Source organism: Streptomyces sp. NPDC031111 (assembly GCF_055570675.1).
This window is the reverse complement of the sequence record NZ_JBVIGS010000010.1, coordinates 240,244-258,575: the sequence shown is the minus strand read 5'-3', so window position 1 is coordinate 258,575 and position 18,332 is coordinate 240,244. Positions and strand designations below refer to the sequence as shown.

Genomic DNA, 18,332 nt, shown 5'->3' with positions numbered 1-18,332 from the left:
GCAGCGATGACCAGTACCGTCACCCCCGCCTCCGCCGGTTCGGCGGCCTCCCCGTCCGGTCCCCGCGGCTCCGCCGTGCGGCTGCGCACGCCCCGGCGCCGGCACTCCCCCGGCCGACCCCGGCGGAGTGTCCTGCTGACCGTGCTCACCGGTCTGGTGCTGCTCTACAGCCTGGTGCCGCTGGTGTGGCTGCTGATCAGCGCCACCAAGACGCAGGCGGGACTGTCCCGTTCGTTCGGCCTGTGGTTCGACGGCGACTTCGCCCTCTGGGACAACATCGCCGAGACGTTCACCTACGACGACGGCGTCTTCACCCGCTGGCTGCTCAACACCCTGCTGTACGTGGTGGTGGGCGCGGGCGGTGCCACCTTCCTCGCGGTGCTGGGCGGTTACGCGCTCGCCAAGTTCGAATTCCCCGGGCGCCGGGCCGTGTTCGCCGTCGTCATCGGCGCGGTGGCGGTGCCGGGGACGGCGCTCGCGGTGCCGACCTTCCTGATGTTCAGCAACATGGGCCTCACCAACACGCCCTGGGCGGTGATCATCCCCTCGCTGATCTCCCCCTTCGGCCTGTATCTGATGTGGGTGTTCGCGAGCGAGGCCATCCCGACCGAGCTGCTGGAGGCGGCCCGGATCGACGGCGCCGGCGAGGTGCGCACCTTCTTCACCGTCGCCCTGCCGCTGCTCGCGCCGGGCATCGTCACCGTCTCGCTGTTCACCATGGTCGCGACCTGGAACAACTACTTCCTGCCGCTGATCATGATCAAGGATCCCGACTGGTATCCGCTCACCCTGGGCCTGAACAGCTGGAACGCCCAGGCCGCGACCGCCGGCGGCCAGCCCGTCTTCCATCTGGTCGTCACCGGCTCGCTGATCACCATCGTCCCGCTGATCGCGGCGTTCCTGCTGCTCCAGAAGTACTGGCAGTCCGGACTCGCCGCCGGAAGCGTCAAGGAATAGCGCCGCCCCTCCCCCGCACCCCATCGGCACTCATCGGTTCTCATCGGTCACGGTTTCGGCCACGAAGAAGTGGAAGCACGTCCATGCACAAGCACTCCCGCCGCCTGCTGCGCGGCATAGGACTCGTCTGCGCCCTCGCCCTGGGCGCCACCGCCTGCGGCGGCTCCGACGACGAGGGGTCCGGCCCGAAGACGGTCTCCGAGTCGGACGTCCGGGCCGCGTTGGAGAAGGGCGGCAGCCTCACCGTCTGGGCGTGGGAGCCCACGCTGAAGCAGGTGGCCGCCGACTTCCAGAAGGAACACCCGAACGTCAAGGTGAACCTGGTCAACGCGGGCACCGGCAACGACCAGTACAAGGCCCTCCAGAACGCCATGTCGGCGAAGAAGGGCGTCCCGGACGTCGCCCAGGTCGAGTACTACGCCATGGGCCAGTACGCGCTCACGAAGCAGCTCACCGACCTCAAGGGCTTCGGCGCCGACAAGCTGGCCGACCAGTACTCCCCCGGCCCGTGGAACGGTGTGAAGGCCGGCGGCGAGGGCATCTACGGCCTGCCCATGGACTCCGGCCCGATGGCGCTCTTCTACAACAAGAAGGTCTTCGACAAGCACAGGATCAAGGTGCCCACGACGTGGGACGAGTACGTGGACGCCGCCCGCGCCCTGCACAAGGCGGACCCGAAGGTCTACATCACCAACGACGCCGGCGACGCCGGCTTCACCACCAGCCTGCTCTGGCAGGCCGGTTCACGCCCCTACAAGGTGGACGGCACCAAGGTCGGCATCGACTTCACCGACCAGGGCGCCAAGACGTACACCGACACCTGGCAGAAGCTCCTCGACGAGAAGCTCGTCGCGCCCGTCACCGGCTGGTCCGACGAGTGGTACAAGGGCCTCGGCGACGGCACCATCGCCACGCTGGCCATCGGCGCCTGGATGCCCGCCAACCTCGCCTCCGGGGTGAAGGACGCCGCCGGTGACTGGCGCGTCGCCCCGCTCCCGCAGTGGGAGGCCGGCGGCAAGGCGAGCGCGGAGAACGGCGGCAGCGCCCTCACTCTGCCCGAACTCGGCGGCAACGAGGCCCTCGCCTACGCCTTCGTCGAGTACGCCAACGCCGGCAAGGGCGTCGACACGCGGGTGAAGGGCGGCGCCTTCCCGGCCACCACCAAGCAGTTGAACTCCGAGGAGTTCCAGAACACCGAGTTCCCGTACTTCGGCGGACAGCAGGCCAACAAGGTCTTCGCCGAATCGGCCGCGAACGTCGCCGACGACTGGTCGTACCTGCCGTACCAGGTGTACGCCAACTCGATCTTCAACGACACCGTCGGCAAGGCCTATGTCTCCGGCACCACGCTGGCCGAGGGACTGAAGACCTGGCAGGAGGCCTCCGTCCAGTACGGCAACGAGCAGGGCTTCACCGTCGACAAGTAGCACACGCCGGGCGGCGCGCACGGTAGCGCGCCGCCCGACGCCCACCCGGAAGGACCGCCATGATCTCCACCCTCCTGTCCCGCACCGGCGGGACGGACGGTGACCCCGCCCCCCGTCTCCTCTACGGCGCCGACTACAACCCCGAGCAGTGGCCCCGCACCGTGTGGGAGGAGGACGTCCGGCTGATGCGCGAGGCCGGGGTGAACGTCGTGTCCGTGGGGATCTTCTCCTGGGCACGTCTGCAACCGGCCGAGGACACCTGGGACTTCGCCTGGCTCGACGAGGTGATGGACCTGCTGCACGAGGGCGGCGTCGGCGTCGACCTGGCCACCGCCACCGCCTCCCCGCCGCCCTGGCTCACCACGGCCCACCCGGAGATCCTCCCGGTCACCGCCACCGGCGAGACGCTGTGGCCCGGGGCGCGGCAGCACTGGCGTCCCACCTCGCCGGTCTTCCGCCGCTACGCGCAGCGCCTGGTCCGGGAGCTCGCGACCCGCTACGCCGGTCACCCGGCGCTCGTCGCCTGGCACGTCAACAACGAACTGGGCTGCCACAACGTCTACGACTACTCGGACGACGCGGCCCGCGCCTTCCGCGACTGGCTGCGCGCCCGGTACACCACCCTGGACGCGCTCAACACCGCCTGGGGCACGGCCTTCTGGTCGCAGCGGTACACCGACTGGGAGCAGATCCTGCCGCCCCGGCTGGCCGCCTCCCACCCCAACCCCACGCAGCAGCTGGACTTCAAGCGGTTCTCCTCGGACGCGCTCAGGGACCATCTGCGCGCCGAGCGGGAGATCCTGCGGGAGCTCACCCCGGACGTGCCCGTCACCACCAACTTCATGGTGATGGGCGGCACCAAGGGCATGAACTACCCCGACTGGGCCGCGGAGATCGACTTCGTCTCCAACGACCACTATGTGCACCCCGGCCCGCAGGACCGCGACGAGCTGTCCTTCTCCGCCAACCTCACCAGCGGCATCGCGGGCGGGCGGCCCTGGTTCCTGATGGAGCACTCCACCAGCGCCGTCAACTGGCAGCCCGTCAACGTGGCCAAGCGCCCGGGCGACCTGGCGCGTGACTCGCTGCTGCACGTCGCCCACGGCGCCGACGCGGTGTGCTTCTTCCAGTGGCGGCAGTCGGCCGCCGGTGCCGAGAAGTACCACTCGGCGATGGTCCCGCACGCCGGCGCGGACAGCGAGCTGTTCCGCGCGGTGACCGACCTCGGCGCGACCCTGAGGACCCTCGCCCCGGTCGCCGGGACCGAGCGGGAGCCCGCCCGGGTCGGCATCCTCTACGACTGGGAGTCGTGGTGGGCGAGCGAGCAGGACTCCCACCCCACCTCCCTGCTCGACTACCGGCAGGAGGCGCTCGACTGGTACTCGGCGCTCCTCGCCCTCGGCATCCGCGCCGACCTAGTCACCACCCGGGCCGATCTGCACCGCCACCAGGTGCTGATCGCCCCAGTGCTGCACGTGGTCCCCGCCGACCTGGCCAAGACGCTCACCCGGTACGCCGAACAGGGCGGCCATCTGATCACCACCTACTTCTCCGGTGTCGTCGACGAGCACGACCACGTATGGCTCGGCGGCTACCCGGGCGCCCTGCGCGACCTGCTGGGCATCCGCATCGAGGAGTTCGGCCCGCTGCTCGCCGGTGCCGGAGTGGAACTCGACGACGGCACGGCCGGCACCCTGTGGACCGACCGGATCACCGTGACCGGCGCCGACACCGAGGTCGTGGCCCGCTACCGCACCGGTGAGCAGGCGGGCAAGCCCGCCGTCACCCGGCGGCCCACGGGCGCCGGTTCCGCCGCGTACGTCTCCACCCGGCTCGGTGTCGAGGGGCTCACCTCGCTGCTGCCGCGGCTGCTGGAGCCGGCCGGGGTGGAGAGCGAACTGCCCGCGGAGGTGCGCGGATCGGTCGAACCGGTCGTCCGCCGGGGCGCCGAGGGCCGGTTCCTGTTCCTGGTGAACCGGACTGACGGCACCGTCCCGGTGCGGGGCCTCGACGGGGACGTACTCGTCGGCACCACCGGAGCCGACGGCGCCCTCACGCTCGGCCCCCGCGCCGTCGCCGTACTGCGACAGCCGGCCGGCTGACACCCCCCACAGCTCCCCGGGACGGCACGCACCCGTTCCGGGGGCCGTCCCCTCCCGCCGGCGGCGACCGCGGCGGGAGGGTCGACAGAAGCGCGACCACACCTCACCGTTGGGAGCACACCGATGGCACGCCGCACCCGCAACAGACGGCTCGTCACGGCCGCCGGGCTCACCGCAGCCCTGGCCACCGGGGCCGCCCTGATACCGGGGCCGACGTCCGCCGCCCAGGCCGCGGACACCCCCTCCGTCACCGTCCGGCCCGACCCCTCCTACCAGCAGGAGGAGTTCGAGGGCTGGGGCACCAGCCTCGTCTGGTTCGCCAACGCCACCGGCGACTACCCGCCGGAGATCCGGGAGAAGCTCGCCCGGCTGCTGTTCGGCGACGACGGACTCGCCCTGAACATCGCCCGGTACAACGTCGGCGGCGGCAACGCCCCCGACGTGAAGGACTATCTGCGCGCCGGCGGTGCCGTGGAGGGCTGGTGGAAGGCGCCCGCGGGCACCACCCGCGAGGACACCGACTGGTGGGACGCCGAGGACCCCGCCGACTGGAACGAGGACGCCGACGCCACCCAGCGCTGGTGGGTGGACCGCATCAAGCAGGACATCACCCACTGGGAGACCTTCAGCAACTCCCCGCCCTGGTTCATGACGGTCAGCGGCTATGTCTCCGGCGGATTCGACGCCACCGCCGACCAGTTGAGGGCCGAGTCGGTCGACGACTTCGCCGCCTACATGGCGGGCGCCACCAAGCGGCTGGAGAAGGCGCACGGCATCGAGGTCGACACCGTCGACCCCTTCAACGAGCCCAACACCAACTACTGGAGCACACGGCTCGGCGCGGACGGCGAACCCGTCGGCGGACGCCAGGAGGGCGCCCACATCGGCCCCGGGCTCCAGGAGAAGGTGTTGCACGCCCTCGACCCGGCGCTGAGGAAGGCGGGGACCAATGCGGAGATCGCCGCGATGGACGAGACCAACCCGTCCATCTTCGCCCAGAACTGGAACACCTACTCGCCCGAGGCCCGTGACCTCGTCGGGCAGATGAACGTCCACACCTACGGCACCGGTCAGCGCACCACCGTGCGCGACATCGCCAAGGCCGAGGACAAGCGGCTGTGGATGAGCGAGGTCGAGGGCGACTGGGGCGACGGACAGAGCTTCACGGACATGCGCCCCGGTCTCGGCCTCGCCCAGCGCATCGTCGACGACCTGCGCGAACTGGAGCCGCGCGCCTGGGTGTTCTGGCAGCCCGTCGAGGACTACGACAACATGAAGCCGGGCGGCGAGTCCGCCAAGGGCGGCAACTGGGGCGAGATCCAGCTCCCCTTCAGCTGCACCTCCGAGGACACCCTCGAGACCTGCCCCATATACACGAACACGAAGTTCGACACCGCCCGCAACTTCACCCACTTCATCAAGCCCGGTGACCGGCTGATCCAGGTGGACGACACCTCCAGCGCGGCGGCGGTGACGAAGAACGGCAGGGGCGCCTCGGTCGTCCACGTCAACAGCACCACCGGGGCCCGCGACGTCACCCTGGACCTGTCCAAGTTCCGTACCGTCGGCCGGAACGCGACCGTCACCCCCGTCGTCACCAGCGCCGACGGCAAGCTGGAACGGCACGAGCCCATCCAGGTCACCGACCGCCGGGCCACCTTCACCGTGCCCGCCCAGTCGGTGACGTCCTTCGTCGTCAGCGGTGTCTCCGGCGTGGCGAAGGACGCCCCGCTGCTGCGCAAGGGCCACACCTACACCCTGACCGGGGTGCAGAGCGGCAAGGCGGTCACCGTCGCCGACGACGGCAGGAGCCTCGTCATCGGCACCGGCGACGACTCGGCCTCCCAGCAGTGGCGGCTGAGCGCGGTGCGTCCCGACGACGGCGTGCGGCAGCGCTACGAGTTCACCAACCCGGTGGACGGCAGGCGGCTGACCGTGCGGGACGACGTGCCGGTGGCCGAGCCGGACACCGGTGAGCGGGACCCGGCCGCCGAGTGGATCATGTCGTCCACGGGCGACGGCACCTGGACCCTGGTCAACGCGGCCACCGGCCGTCTCCTGGAGGTCGGCGGACAGGCCACGCACGAGGGCGCCGCGGTCACCACCTGGCAGCCCAACTCCGGTTCCAACCAGCGCTGGACGGTCACGGACGTCACGGACTGACCGATCCGCCCGCATCCGGCCGCACCACCGCCCGGTGGTGCGGCCGGACCGCTTCCACAACACCATGGAGAACCAGTGGCACACGACGACGCCGAGCGCGAGGTACGCCGCCGCATGGCGGCCCACGAGCTGTACACCGACGCGGCGCCCGGCCTGGAACGGCTCGAGGAGGAGAGGCTCCGCGGCAAGGAACTCGCCGCCGAGTACAACGCCACCGGCCCGCGCGACCAGGACGCCCGCCGCGCCCTCCTGGGCGAACTGCTCGGCTCGGTGGGCCGGGGCGTGTGGATCGAGCCGCCGTTGCACGTCGCCTACGGCCGTCATGTGCACCTGGGCGACGACGTGTACGTCAACTTCGGCCTCACCCTGGTCGACGACGTCGAGGTCTTCGTCGGCGACCGCGTGATGTTCGCACCCCATGTCACCGTCAGCACCACCGGGCACCCCGTGCACCCGGAACTGCGCCGGGACGGCAGCCAGTTCTCGGCGCCGGTGCGCATCGAGGACGACGTGTGGATCGGGGCGGGCGCGGTGCTCCTGCCCGGCGTGACCGTCGGGCGGGGCTCGGTCGTCGGGGCGGGCAGTGTGGTGACCGCCGATGTGCCACCGATGACCGTCGTCGCCGGAACCCCGGCGCGCGTCCTGCGGCCGATCACCGACGCGGACCGGGAGTGGAGCTACCGGCCGCCCCGTACGGCACGGAGCTGAGCGGGCCCCGCTCACCGGGTCCCGGGTCCCGCGCCGAGCGTCACCACGCGGGCCCAGTCGGGCGGGGTGTCCGGCACGTAGTCGGGGTCGTCCTCGTCCCAGGACGCGTACTCCCGGGGGAACAGGCCCACCACCGTCCGGCAGGGCGGCCGGGTGTCCGGCCAGGGTGTCTGCCCGTCGGTGAGGACGACGACGACATCCGGGCGGGGCCGGGACCCGAGGGCCCTTGCGAAGCCGGACCGCAGGTCCGTGCCGCCACCGCCGGTCAGCGGTATGCCCTCGGCACGGCACAGCCGCCGCACCGTTCCGGCGGCCGCGTCGCAGGACACCACGGACACCATGTCGCGGCGGCCGCCCACGGCCCGGGAGATCGCGGCGACCTCCAGCAGCGCGGTGCCGAGTTCGCTGTCGCTGACCGAGCCCGAGGTGTCGATGACGACCGACACCCGGGGCGGTGTCCGCCGCAGACTCGGCAGGACGGCACCCGGCACCCCGGCCGAACGCCGGGCCGGCCGGCCGTAGTTGTAGTCGTCCCCCGCTCCGGAGCCGGAGACCGCCGAGCGGAGCGCCGCGCCCAGCAACTCCCGCCAGGGCTGCGGCGGGTGGAACGCCTCCTCCGCCCACCGCCGCCACCCCTTCGGCGCGCTGCCCGGCCGGGCGGTGATGCCCCGTGCCACACGGAAGCGCACCGCGTCGCGTTCCTGTTCGCTGAGCCCGTGGGCGCCGTCCGGGCCCAGGTCCCACTCCCGTTCGAGTCCGTCGGCGCCGCTGCCGCAGTCCAGCCAGACCATGCCCTGCGTGTACGGACCCAGCCGGAACTGGCGCAGGTAGTCCTCCATCAGCTCCCCCGCGGGCAGGCCCAGTGTCTCGGGGAGGATCACGTCGTCGGGTCGCGCGAGGCCGTCGCCGTACACGTCGTCGTTGATCTCGCAGTCGGCGGCGATGTTCATGCGCAGCCGCTCCCCCGGCCCGTGCAGTCCGCGTTCGCGGGCGACGCGGTCGCCGCGTCCGTGGTGGTCGCGCAGCAGGTGGGACACCTCGTGCACCCAGACGCCGGCCAGTTCCTCCACCGGTGTGCTCTCCACGAACGCCGGTGAGACGTAGCAGCGCCAGTGCCGGTCGACGGCCATCGTGGGGACGCGCCGGGACTCCACGGGGTGCAGCGCGAACAGCGCCGTGGCGAGGTAGGGCCGGGCGCGCGCCGCCTGGAGCCGGGCCGCGAGGAGCTTGCCGAGGTCGAGCGCGGGGGCCGGTGTCTCCGGCGGGCGCGTGGTCATTTCGTCCCCGCCGCGACCCGCGCGGCGGCCCGGTCCGCGCGCCGGGACAGGGAAACGGCCGAGGTGAGCCGTTCGATCGTGACCGGTACGTCCCAGTCCTCGCGGCGCAGGGTGGCGAGGGTGGTCGCGGGGACGACCACCAGATCGGGCGCCCCGGTGTCGGCCGCTCGGGCGAGGAGCGCCCAGGCGGCGTCCCAGCGGGACCTCTCGGGGCGTGCCCGTACGGCGGCCACCACCGCGTCGAGCACGGCCTGGCGCAGATCGCCCCGTTCGGGCAGCTCGGCGCCGGCCGGGTCGGCGAGCAGCGTCTCGGGGTCGGGGAGGTCCATGCGGTCCAGGCTCGCCAGCAGTTCCAGGCCCGGTCCGTCGCCGACGGTGCCGCGCACCAGCAGGGACAGCACGTCGCGGGAGGAACCGGCCGCGGTGGCGAAGGCGATCAGGTTCAGGGTCATGTCCCAGCTGCGGGGCGAGGGCCAGGGCCCGCCCCGGCGCGTCTCGCTGTTGGGCAGCCGGTGGACCAACGGGGGCCGGGCGGTGAGGAATCCGCACACGGCACGCCGGGCGTGGGCCACCGCCTCGGGCAGCTTCTCCGGGTCGAGCCGGGGCAGGGTGGCCCGGGGCCAGGTCCCGCCGAGGCCGCGGACGACGACCTCGTGGTCGTGGGTCCACTGGAGGTGCACGAACCGGTTGGCCAGGGGCGGGCTGAGCTCCCAGCCGTCGGCCGCCGAGGCCCGCGGGTTGGCGGCGGCGACGATCCGCACGCCGGGCGGCAGCCGGAGGGCGCCGATCCGCCGTTCCAGCACCAGCCGCAGCAGGGCGGCCTGGACGGCGGGCGGGGCGGTGGACAGCTCGTCGAGGAAGAGCAGGCCCCGGCCGGCCCGGACCAGGCGCACGGCCCAGTCCGGCGGGGCCATGGGGACGCCCTGTTCGGCGGGGTCGTCGCCGACGATCGGCAGCCCGGAGAAGTCGGACGGCTCGTGGACGCTGGCGATCACGGTGGTCAGCGGCAGGTCCAGGGCGGTGGCCAGTTGGGTGAGCGCGGCCGTCTTGCCGATTCCGGGCTCGCCCCACAGCAGGACGGGCAGGTCGGCGGCCACGGCCAGGGTGAGCGCCTCCAGTTGGATGTCGGGGCGCGGTTCGGTGGTGGTGTCGCGGAGCAGGGTGAGCAGGTCGCCGGCGACATCGAGTCGGGATGCGGTATGTGTGGGCATGGGTGATCACCTGTGGATGTGTGGGGTGGTGAACAAGTGGGCGCGGGAACGCGTGTCCCCGGGGGCGTCAGCGGTGGGTGGTCGGGGTGGCGTCAGCGGTGCGTGGTCGCGTGGCGGGGACGGGTACGGCGGTCGCCGGGAGCGGGATCGCCCGGGCGGGCACGGTCGGGTGCGGGTCCGCGCAGTCCCGACCGGTACAGCCCGTAGTCGATCCGCCGCCGTGCGGCCGTCTCGAGCGCGTCCCGCAGGGGCCCGCCGCGCAGGCGTGCCTTCGGCCCCAGGAGGCTCTCGACGACGGCCAGCGCCCCGGCGGTGTCACCGTGGTCCAGTCGTTCGCGTACGCCGGTGAGGCAGTCCGGCCTGCGGTGTGCCCGGTCGATGACCTGGAGGCAGGGAAGGGGCGGGCCGCCCAGCGCGGCCAGCAGTTCCTCCCGCCGGATCTCGTCCGGGTGGTGGTCCAGGGGGACCAGGACGCCGTCGACCAGGCCGATGCGGTGCCGGGCTCCACGGCACTCCACGGGGTGGTGCCGCCCTGCCGGGTCCGGTGTCCGTGGTGGGCCGGTCGCCGCGCGGCCCGGTACGAGCGCGGCGGCGACCAGGGGATGCAGCCGCCCGGCCTCGATCGCGCCGGCGCGCAGCAGTTGGAGGTCGGGCAGCACATGGGTCGCCGCGTCGGGCAGTACGGGCAGTGCCGCTACGGATCCGGCGGTGGCCGCGGGTGTGATCCGCGTCGTGGGCGGAGCCGGTCCGTCACCGTCGTCGGGAAGGGTGAGGACCAGCCGGAGTCCGGCGCCGGTCCGGACGCCGACGGAACCGGTGGCGCGCCCGGCGTCGCGGAGCACGATCCGGGCCTCGTCGGCCCAGCGGTCCACGGCGCAGTGGTGTCCGGGCGGGACGAGTGCGTGCGTACCGGAATCCGTCGGCGGCCGGTCGGCACCGGACCGGACCCGCAGTTCACCGGCCCGGCGGGCGTCCCACAGATGGCGGTGCAGGTCCAGGCGGAACCGGGGCCCGGGCCGCGGATGCGGATGGTGCCGGGCGTCGGCGCCGGGCCGCGAGGCGTCCCACAGGGCGAGGCCGATCCGCTGCCCGCCGTCCGCCCAGGCGGGCGGTGTCCGGGCCACCAGGTACACGGGGTCCTGACGGTCGTCCGCCGAGGTGCCGGGACGGTCGTACCGGGCCAGGGCGACGGTGAGGCCGGGGCGCAGGAGTCCGTCCGGGGCGATCCTCGGCAGGTGCCAGCGCAGCAGGTCGGGTGCCAGGTGCCGTAGGTCGGAGCGGACTCGGGCCGTGAGCTCCCGTCCGTGGCTGCGGGCCAGGGACCGCAACTGGAGGTCGACGTCGATCCGGGCGGCGGCGCACGCCCCGGCCCAGTCGCCGGCTGCCCGGCGGGCGGTCGCGGTCTCGATCATGGAGGGCGGCACGGCGTACTCACGCACGCGCAGCCAGAAGGAAAGGCGGGAGTCCCCGTCCGCGAGGTGTGGGTGCATCAGCACTCACCTTGCGTGGACGGGACCCCCAATCTGTGAACAGAGTGAGTGGTCATCGCGGCGAGCATAGCCCGCCGCGACACGACCTGTCAGCCGGCTTTTTCCGCGCGCCGGCGACAACCAGGCGACAACTAGCGGTGGTACACCTCGAGTTCGGCGATCGACGTGAAGGTCTGTGTTCCGCCGCTGCCGCCGATGACGCGTACGCCGTCACCGCTCGTGGTGGCGAAGTCGAAGACGTACGTACGGTTCGTGCCGGCCGCCGACGACGTCGGGTAGGCCGGGCTCACCTGGAGGCCGGTGACGTCGGTCCATACGCCGTCGCGCCGGACCTGCACCTTCGGTGCGCTGCTGAACCAGCCGCCGTCGCCGAACATCGTGCCGGTCGTGTAGGCGACCCGGTTGACGTGGTACTGGCGCGGCCAGGTGTAGCCCCACCAACTGGTGGTCTTGCGTTCGTCGTTCCAGTCGTCCTCGTTCTGGGTCCTGTTCCCGTCGTTGTAGATGGCCGTGCCGAAGTGTGTGGCGCGTTCGACGGGCACGGTGCCGGGTTCCCGCGCGAGGTTGCGCGCCGCGTCGGCCGTGTTGCCGGGGGTGGTGGGAACGGCGGGGGTGAGGGAGAGCTTGCGCAGCGAGTAGGTGTAGGCCCAGAAGTCACCGGGCGGGTAACCGCCGCCGCAGGGGCAGACGTTGGACTGGAGCCACATCGACTTGCCGTCCGCGCTGATGTACTTGGAGGGAATGGTGGTGGCGTAGCCGCCGTGCTTGGTGTGCGTCCAGGGGTAGCCACCGAAGTCCTTCGGGGTGAAGTGCTTCCACGGGCCCCAGGGGGTGGGCGCCTCGTAGAACTCGAAGGTGTACTCCGTCCAGGACGTGTAGATGTAGCGGTTGAGCGGCTTGTTGTAGACGACGCCGCCCTGGCTGATCCTGCTCAGGTCCCTGACCCGGCCGGCCGTGCCCACGTTCTGGTAGATGCGCCGGTCGTCGTGGAGCACCGGGACCCGCTGGTCGAGACTCGACGTCCACTGCGGCCTGCCGCCGCTGTCGCCGGCGTAGAACCGCCAGGTTGAGCGGTCCTGGATGGAGTTCGCGGGGACCCGGGCCAGATAGAGGTCGACGGGGTCCGGGTCGGGGTCGAAGGTGTCACGCCAGTTGTGGTCCATGCCGTAGGCGTAGACGTATCCGTCGGGGCTTTCGGCGTTGTCCTTGCCGTAGTCCAGGAACATCACCGTGGTGAACTTGTGGTCGGCGAACATCGGCGTGGTCTTGTCCGACGTCCAGGTCGCGCCCTTGTCGGTCGACTTGACGATGGTGGCGCTGGGCGCGTGGTCCAGGGTGCCGCGCTTGAGGTCCTGGACGGCGAGGTACAGGTCGCCGTTCACACAGACCATGCCGGTGGGCTTGCGGTAGTACTGGGCGGGGTCGCCCCAGATCCGGCCGACCTCGTCGCTCGTGGCCTTCTGGGTGCCGTTCAGGTTGCCGGGCATGCCGCTGATGCGGGTCACGCCGATGTCGTGCCAGGTGTCGCCGAAGCCCACGCCGTCGCCGTACGCCGAGTAGACGTGGTCGTCGTCCGACCAGCACGACGGCCACAGGTCGCCGTGTTCCTTGTTGTCGCCGATCGCGGGGGCGCCGACGGTGGCACCGGGGGCCACGTCCACGGTGGAGAAGTAGGTGCTCTCGGGGGCGTTGGCGAGGGCGTTTGCTTTGGCGGGGGTCTTCCGGCCGTCCGCGGGGGCGGCTGAGGCGGCCGGGGCGGCGGGGGCGGTCATCGTGGTGACGGCGGCCAGGCCGGTCACCAGGGTGATCAGAACTCTGGAAGTGCGCACGGTGTACTCCTCGGAGGATTCCGGTACGTGCGGTGCGGGTCCGCCCGCCGCTCTCACGGGCGGCGGGCGGAAACTTCGGGGTCCGGCGGGGGTGACGCCGGGGCGATTAGAGCGTCACGTCGCCGCACAGGTGGACCTCGACGCCGAGTTCGGCGAAGAGGGCGGCCTTGGCGCGCAGGGCCTTGTCGGCGGTCTCCGCGTCGGGGGCGTAGGCCACGTTGAGGTGGTTGGCGCGGTGGCGGGCCATGAACTGGTCGCGGGTGACGCCGTGCAGCACCGCGTGCATGATCGGCCACTGGTGGTTGGTGGCGTCGAGCCGGCGCCGCGTCTCCTCCTCCGGCAGCTCGATGGCGCTGGCGCGGCCGATGTCGACGTGGAGGCGGCCGTCCATGAGGAAGACACGGGACCAGACGATCTCGCCGGGCTTGGACACGCCGCTGAGGGTGCCGCCGCCGAGCGGGAAGAACATCGGGGGCTGGCGCATGCTGTACGACTTGTCGTAGCCGCCGTGGTGGGAGGCGGGGACGGAGCCGGAGATCTCGAAGACCCAGACGAACCGGCCCTCGTACTCCTCGCCCCAGCGGATGTCGTGCAGCGTGGTGGCCGGGTCCAGGCCCATCGCCGTCCAGATGCGGTTGGTGACGAGGGAGTCGACGGCGACGCCCTCGTCGACCTCGTTGAAGTGCGGCAGGGGCGCGCCGGCGTAGAGCTCGCGGGCGCCGTCGCGGCTGCGTACGGGCGGGCGCTGGACGTTGTTGAGCAGGCCCTCGGCGAGGTCGCTGGCCGGGACGGTGTCCTTCAGGCCCTGCTGGTACTGGATGCCCACCGCGTCGAGCCCGAAGTCGTCGGAGATGCGCAGCGCGGCGATGTACATCTTGAACTGGCTGAGCAGCTGGGCGTCGGTGAGCTCGGTCGCCTCGTCGGTGCCGGTGTGGAAGACCATGCCGGCGTCGTCCAGCCAGGTGCGGACGGCCTGGGCCTCCTCGTCGGGGACCTTGTTCATCTCGGCGACGAGGGCGCTCTGCGAGAGGCGCTCCTTGTATATGCCCAGGGGGTTGAGGAGTTCGTCGTCGATGATGGCGTTGTACATGCCCATGCAGCCCTCGTCGAAGACGCCGATGATCGCCTTCTCCTCGCGCAGCTGCCGGGCGAGGGCCGTTCCGAGGTCGGTCTCGGCGTCCTTCGGGAGGGGTGGCAGGGGCCGGACGTGGCTCTGGTCGTGGCTGAGGGTGCCCGTCTCCAGCCAGGTGCGCAGTCCGTCGCGCGCCCAGTCGTCGGTGAAGTCGGGGCTCCACAGGACCGAGTAGTCGCGGCCGGCCTTGGTGAGGCTGCCGGCCAGGTTCAGCAGGCCGACCAGGCCCGGGAACTCACCGCTCCAGTTGGCGACGACCAGGATCGGGCCCTCGTGGCTGCGCAGGCCGGCGAGGACGTGGTGGCTGTACTGCCAGACGGCCTCGACGACGATCAGCGGGGCGTTCTTCGGGATGTTCTTGAACACCTCGATGCCGGCGCGCTGGCTGTCGATGAATCCGTGGCCCTTGGTCTCGTCGACCGGGTGGCCGCGGTGGACCGTCCAGCCGAGGTCCGTGACGGCCGCGGCGAGGTCGTTCTCCAGCTTCTCCTGGGTGGGCCAGCAGGTGGTGTTGGCGGCGGGGCGGAGATCGCCGCTCGCGACGGTGTAGACGGTGTTCGGCTCGGCGGCCGGCGGCTGGTGGAGTTCGGGCAGGGTGTAGGCGGTCATGCGGTCTCCGTTGGTAGTGCGTCCGACCCGGGGTACGGGCGGAGGTCTGGCGGTCGGTCTTCAGCGCCCGTGCGCGAGCCGTGCGGCTCGGGTTGTGGGCGGGGCGCCCGGCGCGAGCCGTACGGCTCGGTTGTGGGCGGGGCGCCCACGGGTGGTGGGTGGGGCGGGGCCGGGGTGGAGGTGTCCGTCCTCGGACCGGCGCGGAATCGGCTTGTCGAAGAGGTCGAGGGCGCGGACGCGCCGGCCACTGCGGGCGGCCACCCCCACCCCGTCCCCTCCGCGCCGTGGGCGCCTGCGGGCAGTCGCCCGCCGCGCCCATCCGCGGGCAGTCGTGCCGCTGGGGCGATGGGGGTACCTCCCGCTCGAGCGAAGCCGAGAGTGGGGGAGGGTGGGCGCGACGGCGCCCCGCAAGCGCCGGGCCGCGCGAACACCCCCCGGCCCACACCCACGCCGGGTCAGCGGTCCTGGAACGCGGCCAGCGCGTGCACCGTCGCCATCGTGTCCGGATACAGCCGGCGGTACAGGGCGTACAGCTCGTCGTAACGCCCCGCGTGATCCCCCCGCGGCGTCACCGTCTCCCGCACCGGGTTCCAGTCGTCGATCGAAACGTCCGCGACCAGCTGCCCGGCCAACAGCGCGCCCCCGTAGCTCGCCCCGATGGTGACCGTACGCAACTCCTGCGGCCGACCCGTGATGTCGGAGACGATCTGCGTCCAGAGCGATCCCTGCGTGCCGCCGCCCACGGCGACCACGCGGCGGATGTCGCCGCCCGCCGCCTCGATCCCCTCGATGTTGTGGCGGATGCCGAAGCCGGTGGCTTCCAGAGCGGCCCGGTACAGATCCCCGCGGGTGTGGGAGAGGGTCAGCCCGGCGATCACCCCGCGGGCGTCCGGGTCCATGATCGGGGTGCGTTCGCCGGAGAAGTACGGGAGCATCAGCAGACCGTTGGCGCCGGGCCCGGACTCGGTCGCGAGCCGGGTGAGCTCGGTGTGGTCGGCGCCGGAGAACAGGTCGCGCAGCCAGTTGGTGACCGCGCCGGACGTGGCCATGCCGCCGGCCAGGTTGCGGGTGCCGGGCAGCGCGCCGACGGTGCCCCAGAGGGAGGGACTGGTGAGGGCCTCGGGCACAGTGTGGATGAGGAACATGGTCGTGCCATACATGAGCATCAGGTCACCGGTGTGCTGAGCACCCACGCTGAGGGCCTCGGCCCAGGCGTCGATGGTGCCGGTGGTGACGGGGATGCCGGCCGGCAGACCGGTTTCGCGGGCCGCCTCGGCGGTGATCGTGCCGGCCGCCTCGCCGGACCAGCGCAGCGGCGGCAGGTCGATGCCGGGAGCCACCTCGGCGGCCCAGGGGCCGTACCAGTCGCCCGCGTGGGTGTCGTACAGCGGGGTGCACTGGCTGGCCGAGTGGTGGTCGAGGACGTACGCGCCGGTGAGCTTCCTGGCCAGCCAGGAGCTGGGCATGTACAGACGGCGGGCCCGGGCGTAGAGCTCGGGTTCCTCCTCGGCGATCCAGGCGATCTTGGGGCCCGCGGCCTGGGTGGTGAGGGCGGATCCGCTCCGGCGGATGATCTCGTCGGCGCCGAACTGCTTCTCGAGGCGGTGGATCTGGGCGACGGAGCGGGTGTCCACGCCGTAGAGGACGGCCGGCCGCAGCGGGGTGTCGTGCTCGTCGGTCAGCAGGACGCAGGGGCCCATCCCGCTGACGCCGACGGCGACCACCGCGGTGTCATCGGCGGCGGTCAGCTCCCGGGCGAGCTCGGTGAACTCGCGCCACCAGATCGAGGCGTCCATCTCGAAGCGGCCGGGTCCCGGCCTGTCGGGAGTGTGCTCCCGTACGGCGGAACGGATCAGCGTGCCGTCGAGGCCGACGAGAACGCCCTTGCTGCTCGAGGTGCCGATGTCCACACCGATGACTGCGTTGCGAGGCATGACCGCACGGTTGCAGAAATCGATTTCAGCGTCAAGAGACCGCGCGCAAGCGGCTGATCTCCTGGAGAAAGGCACGTCAGGCAAGCGAGGCAGCGCGTGAAAGCAACCCGTTGTCTCACCTCTTGACACCCCCAGGGACCCGCCCTACGTTTCGGTGAAATGGATTTCAGAGGTGCTGAGACCAGCCGGTCCGGCGGCACCTCGCCAGAGCGCCACCACGCCCCGGGGCGTCCGGCGCACCGTAACCCCACCACTGAAGGCAAGACACGATGACGACCTTTGGACTCGACGGCATCTCGCGCAGGACGCGTGCCGTGAGCCGTTCCATCAGCGCCGAGAACTTCACCGGCGTCAAGTCCGGCGGCGGCCGCGCCACCGAGGGCACCGGAGCGGTCGCGGCGAGCCGGCTGGGGCCCGGCTGGAAGATCTCCCCCAGCATCGACATCGCCGCCGGCGAGACGGCCGTGCTCGCGGACATCGACGGCCCCGGCACCATCCGCCATCTGTGGTGCACCACCGACCCGCACAAGGCGTGGCGCGGCACCCTGCTGCGGATGTACTGGGAGGGCGAGGAGACCCCGGCCGTCGAGGTCCCGCTCGGTGACTTCTTCTGCAACGGCTGGAACACCTTCAGCCAGGTCTCGTCCGTGCCCGTCGCCGCCAACCCCAACGGCGGCTTCAACGCGTACTGGCCGATGCCCTTCCGCCGCAAGGCGCGCATCACCCTGGAGAACCTGACCGCCGAGAAGGTCACGCTCTACTACCAGGTGGACTACGAGCTGGACGAGGTCGAGGAGGACGCCTCGTACTTCCACGCCCAGTGGCGGCGCAGCCACCCGGTACCGTTCGGCGAGGTGCACACGCTACTCGACGGTGTGACGGGCGCGGGCAGCTATGTCGGCACGTACATGGCGTGGGGCGTTAACAGCCCGGGCTGGTGGGGCGAGGGCGAGCTGAAGTTCTTCCTCGACGGCGACGACGAGTACCCGACGATCTGCGGCACCGGCACCGAGGACTACTTCGGCGGCGCCTGGAACTTCGACGTCCCCGGGCAGGGCTACACCGCCTACACCACGCCGTACCTCGGGCTCAACCAGATCCTGCGCCCCGACGGTCTGTACAGCAGCCAGCAGCGGTTCGGGATGTACCGCTGGCACATCCTGGACCCGATCCGCTTCTCCGAGGACCTGCGGGTGACCGTGCAGAGCCTCGGCATCGGTCCCGGGCAGGGCAACGGTCTGCCGCACCGCTACCGGCACACCAGCGACGACATCGCCAGCACCTCGCTCTTCTATCTGGACGCCCCGAGCTCCGCGTCCCTCCCGGCCACGCCGGACCTGCTCACCCTCGAAGTCGACTGACCGTCCTCCGTACGGCACGTCGCTCACATACCACCGGCATCCCCGCCGGTCACCGTGGATCCGTCCGCCGGCTGTCCGGCCCTCCGCACGCGAGGGCCGGCCGCCCACGGCCCGCCCCCCAGGATCCGCTTT

Annotated in this window: 13 protein-coding genes; 6 read left to right on the top strand and 7 right to left on the bottom strand. The window is 71.8% G+C overall.

Features of this window, described 5'->3' with window-relative positions:
* The first annotated feature begins 6 nt into the window (after window positions 1-6).
* The 5 genes from ACZ470_RS22290 (at window position 7) to ACZ470_RS22270 (ending at window position 7,357) form a co-directional block, all read left to right on the top strand.
* On the top strand, window positions 7-957 hold the full coding sequence (locus tag ACZ470_RS22290) for a carbohydrate ABC transporter permease (protein WP_468429633.1): 951 nt from the start codon (window positions 7-9) through the stop codon (window positions 955-957).
* An 83-nt stretch (window positions 958-1,040) separates the two neighbouring features.
* On the top strand, window positions 1,041-2,384 hold the full coding sequence (locus tag ACZ470_RS22285) for an ABC transporter substrate-binding protein (protein ID WP_468429631.1): 1,344 nt from the start codon (window positions 1,041-1,043) through the stop codon (window positions 2,382-2,384).
* Window positions 2,385-2,443: 59 nt separating this feature from the next.
* Window positions 2,444-4,486, top strand: a complete 2,043-nt coding sequence (locus tag ACZ470_RS22280) for a beta-galactosidase (protein ID WP_468429629.1) — start codon at window positions 2,444-2,446, stop codon at window positions 4,484-4,486.
* A 123-nt stretch (window positions 4,487-4,609) separates the two neighbouring features.
* Complete coding sequence (locus tag ACZ470_RS22275; protein WP_468429628.1) at window positions 4,610-6,649, top strand: RICIN domain-containing protein; 2,040 nt, start codon at window positions 4,610-4,612, stop codon at window positions 6,647-6,649.
* Between the two features lie 114 nt (window positions 6,650-6,763).
* A complete protein-coding gene (locus ACZ470_RS22270; protein WP_468429731.1) occupies window positions 6,764-7,357 on the top strand; it encodes a sugar O-acetyltransferase in 594 nt (197 codons plus the stop codon).
* 11 nt (window positions 7,358-7,368) lie between these two features.
* Here the strand turns inward: ACZ470_RS22270 and ACZ470_RS22265 are convergent, their stop codons facing one another.
* From ACZ470_RS22265 to ACZ470_RS22235, 7 genes are all read right to left on the bottom strand, one after another.
* Window positions 7,369-8,634: a vWA domain-containing protein gene (locus ACZ470_RS22265; RefSeq protein WP_468429626.1), complete on the bottom strand. Its 1,266-nt coding sequence runs from the start codon at window positions 8,632-8,634 to the stop codon at window positions 7,369-7,371.
* Window positions 8,631-9,845: an AAA family ATPase gene (locus ACZ470_RS22260; protein WP_468429625.1), complete on the bottom strand. Its 1,215-nt coding sequence runs from the start codon at window positions 9,843-9,845 to the stop codon at window positions 8,631-8,633. The genes ACZ470_RS22265 and ACZ470_RS22260 overlap by 4 nt, the downstream gene beginning before the upstream one ends.
* A 92-nt stretch (window positions 9,846-9,937) precedes the next feature.
* Entirely contained in the window at window positions 9,938-11,335 is a 1,398-nt protein-coding gene (locus ACZ470_RS22255) for a hypothetical protein (protein ID WP_468429623.1), read from the bottom strand.
* A gap of 131 nt (window positions 11,336-11,466) precedes the next feature.
* Window positions 11,467-13,164: a hypothetical protein gene (locus tag ACZ470_RS22250; protein WP_468429621.1), complete on the bottom strand. Its 1,698-nt coding sequence runs from the start codon at window positions 13,162-13,164 to the stop codon at window positions 11,467-11,469.
* 106 nt (window positions 13,165-13,270) lie between these two features.
* A complete protein-coding gene (locus ACZ470_RS22245; RefSeq protein ID WP_468429619.1) occupies window positions 13,271-14,905 on the bottom strand; it encodes a fucose isomerase in 1,635 nt (544 codons plus the stop codon).
* Between the two features lie 60 nt (window positions 14,906-14,965).
* A complete protein-coding gene (locus tag ACZ470_RS22240) occupies window positions 14,966-15,166 on the bottom strand; it encodes a hypothetical protein (protein WP_468429617.1) in 201 nt (66 codons plus the stop codon).
* Between the two features lie 194 nt (window positions 15,167-15,360).
* Entirely contained in the window at window positions 15,361-16,839 is a 1,479-nt protein-coding gene (locus ACZ470_RS22235) for an FGGY-family carbohydrate kinase (protein WP_468429615.1), read from the bottom strand.
* 269 nt (window positions 16,840-17,108) lie between these two features.
* Here ACZ470_RS22235 and ACZ470_RS22230 point away from each other — a divergent pair, with 269 nt between their 5' ends.
* Entirely contained in the window at window positions 17,109-18,200 is a 1,092-nt protein-coding gene (locus ACZ470_RS22230) for a glycoside hydrolase family 172 protein (protein WP_468429614.1), read from the top strand.
* Window positions 18,201-18,332: the final 132 nt, after the last annotated feature.

Coding starts and splice junctions, on each gene's coding strand:
- ACZ470_RS22290 (WP_468429633.1), top strand. CDS start 7: ATGACCAGTACCGTCACCCCCGCCTCCGCCGGTTCGGCGGCCTCCCCG.
- ACZ470_RS22285 (WP_468429631.1), top strand. CDS start 1,041: ATGCACAAGCACTCCCGCCGCCTGCTGCGCGGCATAGGACTCGTCTGC.
- ACZ470_RS22280 (WP_468429629.1), top strand. CDS start 2,444: ATGATCTCCACCCTCCTGTCCCGCACCGGCGGGACGGACGGTGACCCC.
- ACZ470_RS22275 (WP_468429628.1), top strand. CDS start 4,610: ATGGCACGCCGCACCCGCAACAGACGGCTCGTCACGGCCGCCGGGCTC.
- ACZ470_RS22270 (WP_468429731.1), top strand. CDS start 6,764: ATGGCGGCCCACGAGCTGTACACCGACGCGGCGCCCGGCCTGGAACGG.
- ACZ470_RS22265 (WP_468429626.1), bottom strand. CDS start 8,634: ATGACCACGCGCCCGCCGGAGACACCGGCCCCCGCGCTCGACCTCGGC.
- ACZ470_RS22260 (WP_468429625.1), bottom strand. CDS start 9,845: ATGCCCACACATACCGCATCCCGACTCGATGTCGCCGGCGACCTGCTC.
- ACZ470_RS22255 (WP_468429623.1), bottom strand. CDS start 11,335: ATGCACCCACACCTCGCGGACGGGGACTCCCGCCTTTCCTTCTGGCTG.
- ACZ470_RS22245 (WP_468429619.1), bottom strand. CDS start 14,905: ATGACCGCCTACACCCTGCCCGAACTCCACCAGCCGCCGGCCGCCGAG.
- ACZ470_RS22235 (WP_468429615.1), bottom strand. CDS start 16,839: ATGCCTCGCAACGCAGTCATCGGTGTGGACATCGGCACCTCGAGCAGC.
- ACZ470_RS22230 (WP_468429614.1), top strand. CDS start 17,109: ATGACGACCTTTGGACTCGACGGCATCTCGCGCAGGACGCGTGCCGTG.